At 43.4% G+C, this 6,000-nt stretch carries 5 protein-coding genes and 1 tRNA gene; 2 read left to right on the forward strand and 4 right to left on the reverse strand.

Annotation, left to right across the window (positions count from 1 at the left end):
- Nucleotides 1-26: 26 nt before the first annotated feature.
- Nucleotides 27-578, reverse strand: a complete 552-nt coding sequence (locus DWW91_RS17060) for a GNAT family N-acetyltransferase (protein WP_122328420.1) — start codon at nt 576-578, stop codon at nt 27-29.
- Nucleotides 579-724: 146 nt separating this feature from the next.
- On the opposite strand from DWW91_RS17060, the gene DWW91_RS17065 reads away from it, so the two are divergent.
- Complete coding sequence (locus tag DWW91_RS17065) at nt 725-1,195, forward strand: Lrp/AsnC family transcriptional regulator (RefSeq protein WP_007654892.1); 471 nt, start codon at nt 725-727, stop codon at nt 1,193-1,195.
- A gap of 78 nt (nt 1,196-1,273) precedes the next feature.
- On the opposite strand, the gene asnS is transcribed toward DWW91_RS17065, so the two are convergent.
- The 3 genes from asnS to purB form a co-directional block, all read right to left on the reverse strand.
- Nucleotides 1,274-2,680 (reverse strand): asparagine--tRNA ligase, encoded by a 1,407-nt coding sequence (gene asnS / locus DWW91_RS17070; protein ID WP_122328421.1) that lies wholly within the window; start codon nt 2,678-2,680, stop codon nt 1,274-1,276.
- A gap of 67 nt (nt 2,681-2,747) precedes the next feature.
- A complete protein-coding gene (locus tag DWW91_RS17075; RefSeq protein WP_007654904.1) occupies nt 2,748-4,247 on the reverse strand; it encodes a pseudouridine synthase in 1,500 nt (499 codons plus the stop codon).
- Nucleotides 4,248-4,307: 60 nt separating this feature from the next.
- Complete coding sequence (purB, locus tag DWW91_RS17080; protein WP_007654906.1) at nt 4,308-5,651, reverse strand: adenylosuccinate lyase; 1,344 nt, start codon at nt 5,649-5,651, stop codon at nt 4,308-4,310.
- 237 nt (nt 5,652-5,888) lie between these two features.
- Here purB and DWW91_RS17085 point away from each other — a divergent pair.
- Nucleotides 5,889-5,963: transfer RNA gene (locus tag DWW91_RS17085), tRNA-Val, on the forward strand.
- Nucleotides 5,964-6,000: the final 37 nt, after the last annotated feature.

A 6,000-nucleotide genomic window follows, 5' to 3' on the forward strand; every position in this document is an offset into this window, starting at 1 on the left:
CTTTTTTATTGGAGTAAATTCAGCACTTACTCATTAACACCATATACATATCGGTGGATACAATTCTTCACCTCTTCGAATGATTGTTTCAGATCGATAGCTCCGTAAGTCATCAGGCGCATTTCCAGCAAAGGTTCCCCCTGACGATAGGGAGGCTGAAAATAAACATGATCATCCAACACATATCCCAAACGCTCATAAAAGCCTATTCTACGCTTACTCATCTCTTCGGTAGGCATTTCCACTTCCAGCACGACAGGAGCGTCACAAAGCGCCATAAACTGCTTCATCGACTCCCCTCCTATTCCGCCATTACGGGCAGAGGCGTCAATTGCAAAATGTTCCACATAAATAAACGTCCCGAAAGACCAGGCAGTAATAAAACCTGCATAAACCAGATCTTTAAATAAGGTATAAACAGTAAAACGAGGCTCATCTTTAACTAACTCCCGCACCAAAGAGAATGCCCGTCGCTCCGCTTCCGGAAAGGAATCGTTATATGTATTTTCTACTTTATCCAACAAAGGATCGGAAAAATCTTTTACCGGCCTGCATTCGATTACCGCACTTAAACTCATATTCTTATAATATTGATTGATTAATAAAAGAAAACTTACGAAATAAAATAATTGAGCGAATTATATCGTCTAATTATTATAGTTTGACTATATTTGTATCTAATTGTAATTATATAGAATAACAGAAATACAAATATACAGAAATTATGGCACACCATCAACTGGATGAATTGGATGAAAAAATATTAAAACTGATTATAGGTAATGCCCGTATGCCTTTCCTGGAAGTTGCCAGAGAATGTAATGTCTCAGGAGCCGCTATACACCAGAGAATACAGAAACTCACTAATCTGGGCGTTATCAAAGGCTCTGAATTCATTGTGGATAACACTAAAGTTGGCTACGAAACATGTGCTTATATGGGATTATTCCTGAAATCACCCGGACAATTCCCCTCTGTTACGGAAGCATTAAAGAAAATTCCGGAAGTAGTGGAATGCCATTACACGACGGGACAATACGATCTGTTCATTAAAATATATGCGAAGAACAACCAGCATCTGCTGAATATCATCCATAACAAACTCCAGCCATTAGGACTGGCACGGACAGAGTCGCTGATATCTTTCAAAGAAGCCTTTAAAAGACAGATACCGATCGACCTGGATGACGAATAAAAAATAAGGGACTTTTGAAATCAAAAGTCCCTTATTTTATGTATGAAAGTTATATCTTTTACTTTCGAAAGTCCCTTATTAGAATTCCGCATTGTTCGGAGTTCTCGGGAAAGGAATCACGTCGCGGATATTTGTCATACCTGTAACAAACAGCAACAAACGTTCGAAGCCTAAACCGAAGCCGGAATGAGGCGCCGTACCGAAACGACGGGTATCCATATACCACCAGATATCTTTTTCGGGTACTCCCATTTCAGAGGCACGTCTTGCCAGCTTTTCGTAATCTTCCTCACGCTGTGACCCGCCGATGATTTCTCCGATCTTCGGGAACAATACGTCCATGGCACGAACAGTCTTTCCGTCATCATTCTGCTTCATATAGAAAGATTTGATCTCTTTCGGATAATCAGTCAGGATAACCGGACATTTGAAATGTTCTTCCACCAGATAACGTTCGTGTTCTGAAGCAAGGTCGGCTCCCCAGAATATCGGGAATTCGAAGGTATGTCCTTTTGCCACTGCCTCTTCGAGGATCTTAACACCTTCGGTATAAGACAGACGGATAAAATCATGTTTCAGGACGAACTGCAAACGTTCGATCAGCTCTTTATCAAACATATTGTTCAGGAACTGAATATCATCCATACAGTTATCCAACGCCCACTGTATACAATATTTGATAAAGTCTTCCGCCAACTGCATGTTTTCAGCAATCTCATTGAAAGCAACTTCCGGTTCGATCATCCAGAACTCGGCCAGGTGGCGCGGAGTATTGGAGTTTTCGGCACGGAATGTCGGTCCGAACGTATAAATAGCTCCCAAAGACATGGCAGCCAATTCACCTTCCAACTGGCCCGAAACAGTCAGGCTGGCCTGCTTTCCAAAGAAATCGTCATCATAAATGATAGAGCCGTTTTCATCCTTTTTCAGGTCATACAGATTCATTGTCGTCACCTGAAACATCTGTCCGGCCCCTTCACAGTCTGAAGCTGTAATGATCGGTGTATGGAAATAGAAGAAACCTCTCTCATGAAAGAACTTGTGGATAGCGATCGCCATGTTATGACGGATGCGGAACACGGCACCAAACGTATTGGTACGCGGACGCAAATGAGCTATTTCACGTAGGAATTCAAGCGAGTGACCTTTCTTCTGCAACGGATAAGTAGCAGGATCGGCCGTACCGTAAATCTGAATTTCGGTAGCCTGGATCTCTACATTCTGACCTTGTCCCAGAGATTTAACCAATTCACCGTTCACACTGATACAAGCACCGGTCGTAATCGGTTTAAGGTATTCTTCACCCAATTTTTCCACATCCACAACGATCTGAACATTATTGATTGTAGAACCGTCATTCAGCGCAATAAAGCTAACCTGTTTACTACCACGACGGGTACGAACCCATCCCTTCACGTTAACGGTTGTACCGTAAGCTTCGCTTTTCAGTACATCTACAATTTTTGTTCTAGTAATTGTTTCCATGTTTATATGTTTATTCTTAGATAATCAAAACAAGATAGCCGGTATTGTCAACCGGCTAATCTTTGTATTATTCAAAAGCACCCATTCGGAGCGCGTTCACTTCACGTTCGTTCAGATAACGCCATTTTCCTCTTCCCAGGTTTCTTTTTGTAAGTCCGGCAAAATATACACGATCCAGTTTCGTCACATGATATCCCAATGATTCGAAGATACGGCGAACGATACGGTTACGTCCCGAGTGGATTTCGATACCCACCTGGCTCTTGTCGTCTTCGCTGGCATAGCTGATTGCATCTGCATGGATTTCGCCGTCTTCCAGCTCCAGTCCGTTAGCAATCTTTTCCATGTCTTCGATAGATACATTCTTATCCAACCATACGTGGTAGATCTTCTTCTTCTTGAATGACGGGTGAGTCAGCTTGGAAGCCAGGTCGCCATCATTAGTAAGAAGCAATACACCGGTTGTGTTACGGTCGAGGCGGCCTACCGGATAAATACGTTCCTGGCAAGCATTCTTCACCAGATCCATAACGGTAAGACGTTCCTGAGGATCGTCGGAAGTAGTTACACAGTTTTTCGGCTTATTCAACACGATATAGACCTTACTTTCGATCTGTACCGGTTTGTCGTTGAATTCAACCTTATCCTGACGGGTAATCTTCGTACCCAGTTCAGTAACCACTACATCATTTACTTTCACAGCACCGGCTGTGATAAATTCGTCAGCTTCACGACGTGAACAAACACCTGCATTCGACAAGAACTTGTTCAGACGGATCGGTTCGTTAGGGTCAGCCAGTACTTCTTTATACTTCAACTGTTTCTGGAAGTTGTACTTGGCATTCGGGTTGTAATCGTTTGTACGGCGTTGCTGGCCACCCGGACGTCTGTTGCCGTATCCGTTGTTGTTGCCATATCCACCGCCACGGTTATTATTACCGTACGAAGGTCTGCCGCCACCCCGATTATCACGAGAGTCATACGAATTTACGCGAGTATCACCCACTCTCGGTCTTCTTTTCTTCATGCCGTCACCAGCAGCTGCACCTTCCTGCGAAGGAGTATAAGGTCTGCTTGGTCTTTCGTCATAGTTAGGACGAGAAGGACGGTTGTAGGAACCGCCACCACCATACGAACGGTCATTGTTGCCGTAAGAGGGGCGATTGTTGCCATAAGAAGGACGGCTGTTGTAGCCACCTTCGCGATTTGAGTTGTAACCACCTTCACGATTGTTACCGTAACCACCCTCGCGATTATTTCCATAACCGCCACGGTTGTTATAAGATGGTCTGCTGTTATAACCACCACCTTCGCGGTTGTCATACGTACGAGGACGGCTCGGACGATCTCCGTAAGAAGAGCGGTTATCCCCGTAAGAATTATAACCGCCGCGGTCATCCCGGCTCGGACGGTCATATGGTCTCCGTTCATAGTTGTTTCCCTCAGGTCTGTTGTAACCTTGATTGTAAGGTCTTCTTTCACCTTCCTGATCTGTGTTTTCCCGTCTGATACTTGGTATCACCTTTCTAGGACGCGGTTGAGATTCTTCTCTTTCTTCTGTGCTCATTGTTGTAAATTAATAAATAATTAACTAATTGGTAACCTCACGGTTACGTTTATTTTCACACTAAATACCTGTATAATTATGCGGCGTAATCGCCTTTAATTCAGCTTTCACAGCATCACTGACCTGCAGCGTTCCGATAAAGTCACTGATTGATTTTTCAGTGATTCCCTCATTTGTCCGGGTTAAGGCTTTCAAAGCTTCGTAGGGCTTCGGATAACCTTCACGACGCAAGATCGTCTGGATACCTTCGGCAACGACAGCCCAGCAATTGTCCAGATCCCGGTACAGGGCGTTCTCATTCAATAACAATTTACCCAGCCCTTTTGTTAAGCTCTTGAATGCGATTTCGATGTGTGCCAAAGGTACACCGACATTACGCAACACGGTAGAGTCTGTCAAATCCCGCTGTAGACGGGAGATCGGCAATTTGGTAGCCAGGTGTTCCAGGATTGCATTAGCCATCCCCAGATTACCTTCTGCATTTTCAAAGTCGATCGGGTTTACCTTATGAGGCATTGCCGACGAACCTACTTCGCCCGCTTTAATCTTCTGCTTGAAATACTCCATAGAGATATACTGCCAGAAGTCACGGTTCAGGTCTATCAAAATTGTATTAACACGTTTCAAACCATCGAAAATGGCAGCCAGATTATCATAATTGGAAATCTGTGTAGTCCATTCCTCACGGCTCAGGCCCAGCACTTCATTCACAAACTTATTTCCGAAAGCCTTCCAGTCATATTGCGGATAAGCCACATGATGCGCATTAAAATTACCTGTCGCACCACCGAACTTGGCAGATACGGGAATAGCTTTTAATAAAGCGACCTGCTGTTCCAGGCGATACACAAACACCATGATCTCTTTACCCAGACGGGTCGGAGAAGCAGGCTGTCCGTGTGTTTTAGCCAGCATGGAAACATTGCTCCATTCTTCCGCATACTTTTTCAGCATGTCGATCACTTCCTGGATACCCGGATAATAAACTTCGTTCAAAGCATCTTTTATAGACAATGGAACCGAAGTATTATTAATATCCTGCGATGTCAATCCGAAATGGATAAACTCCTTGTAATCCTGCAAAGCCAGCAGATCGAATTTTTCTTTGATAAAATATTCAACGGCCTTTACATCATGGTTGGTTACGCTCTCGATCTCCTTAATACGGGTTGCGTCCTCCAGACTAAATTCCTTGTAAATTTTACGCAACGCTTCTTTGTTTTCCACTGTAGCCAGATTATTCAGCTGTGGAAGATACTCAGCCAGAGTAATAAAATACTCTATTTCGACTTGCACTCTATACTTGATAAGTGCATATTCTGAGAAGTAAGCCGCCAGGTTTTCGGCTTTATTTCTATATCGACCATCTACGGGCGATATGGCAGTTAGTGTTGAAAATACCATACTCATTTAGTTTATACACCTATATCCCTGAGTGTCCGGGCGATATACCAACGATATCGAATACTTATATACATTAATAATATAGAGACGCAAAGTTACTACATTTCTTCAGATTAAATGGTAGTAATGAATTTTTTTTCGACTTTTTTGCTGAAATGTTTGGAGGTAATAAAAAAAGCCGTATCTTTGCAGCGCTTTAGAGAGATAAGGCATACAAAATTTACTGAAGTAATGAAAGGGCGTTTAGCTCAGCTGGTTCAGAGCATCTGCCTTACAAGCAGAGGGTCGGCGGTTCGAATCCGTCAACGCCCACCTTTCATACCAATTGATTTCAACTTGGGCGTTTAGC

It is taken from the genome of Parabacteroides sp. AF17-3 (assembly GCF_003635445.1).
GTDB classification, from domain to species: domain Bacteria; phylum Bacteroidota; class Bacteroidia; order Bacteroidales; family Tannerellaceae; genus Parabacteroides; species Parabacteroides goldsteinii.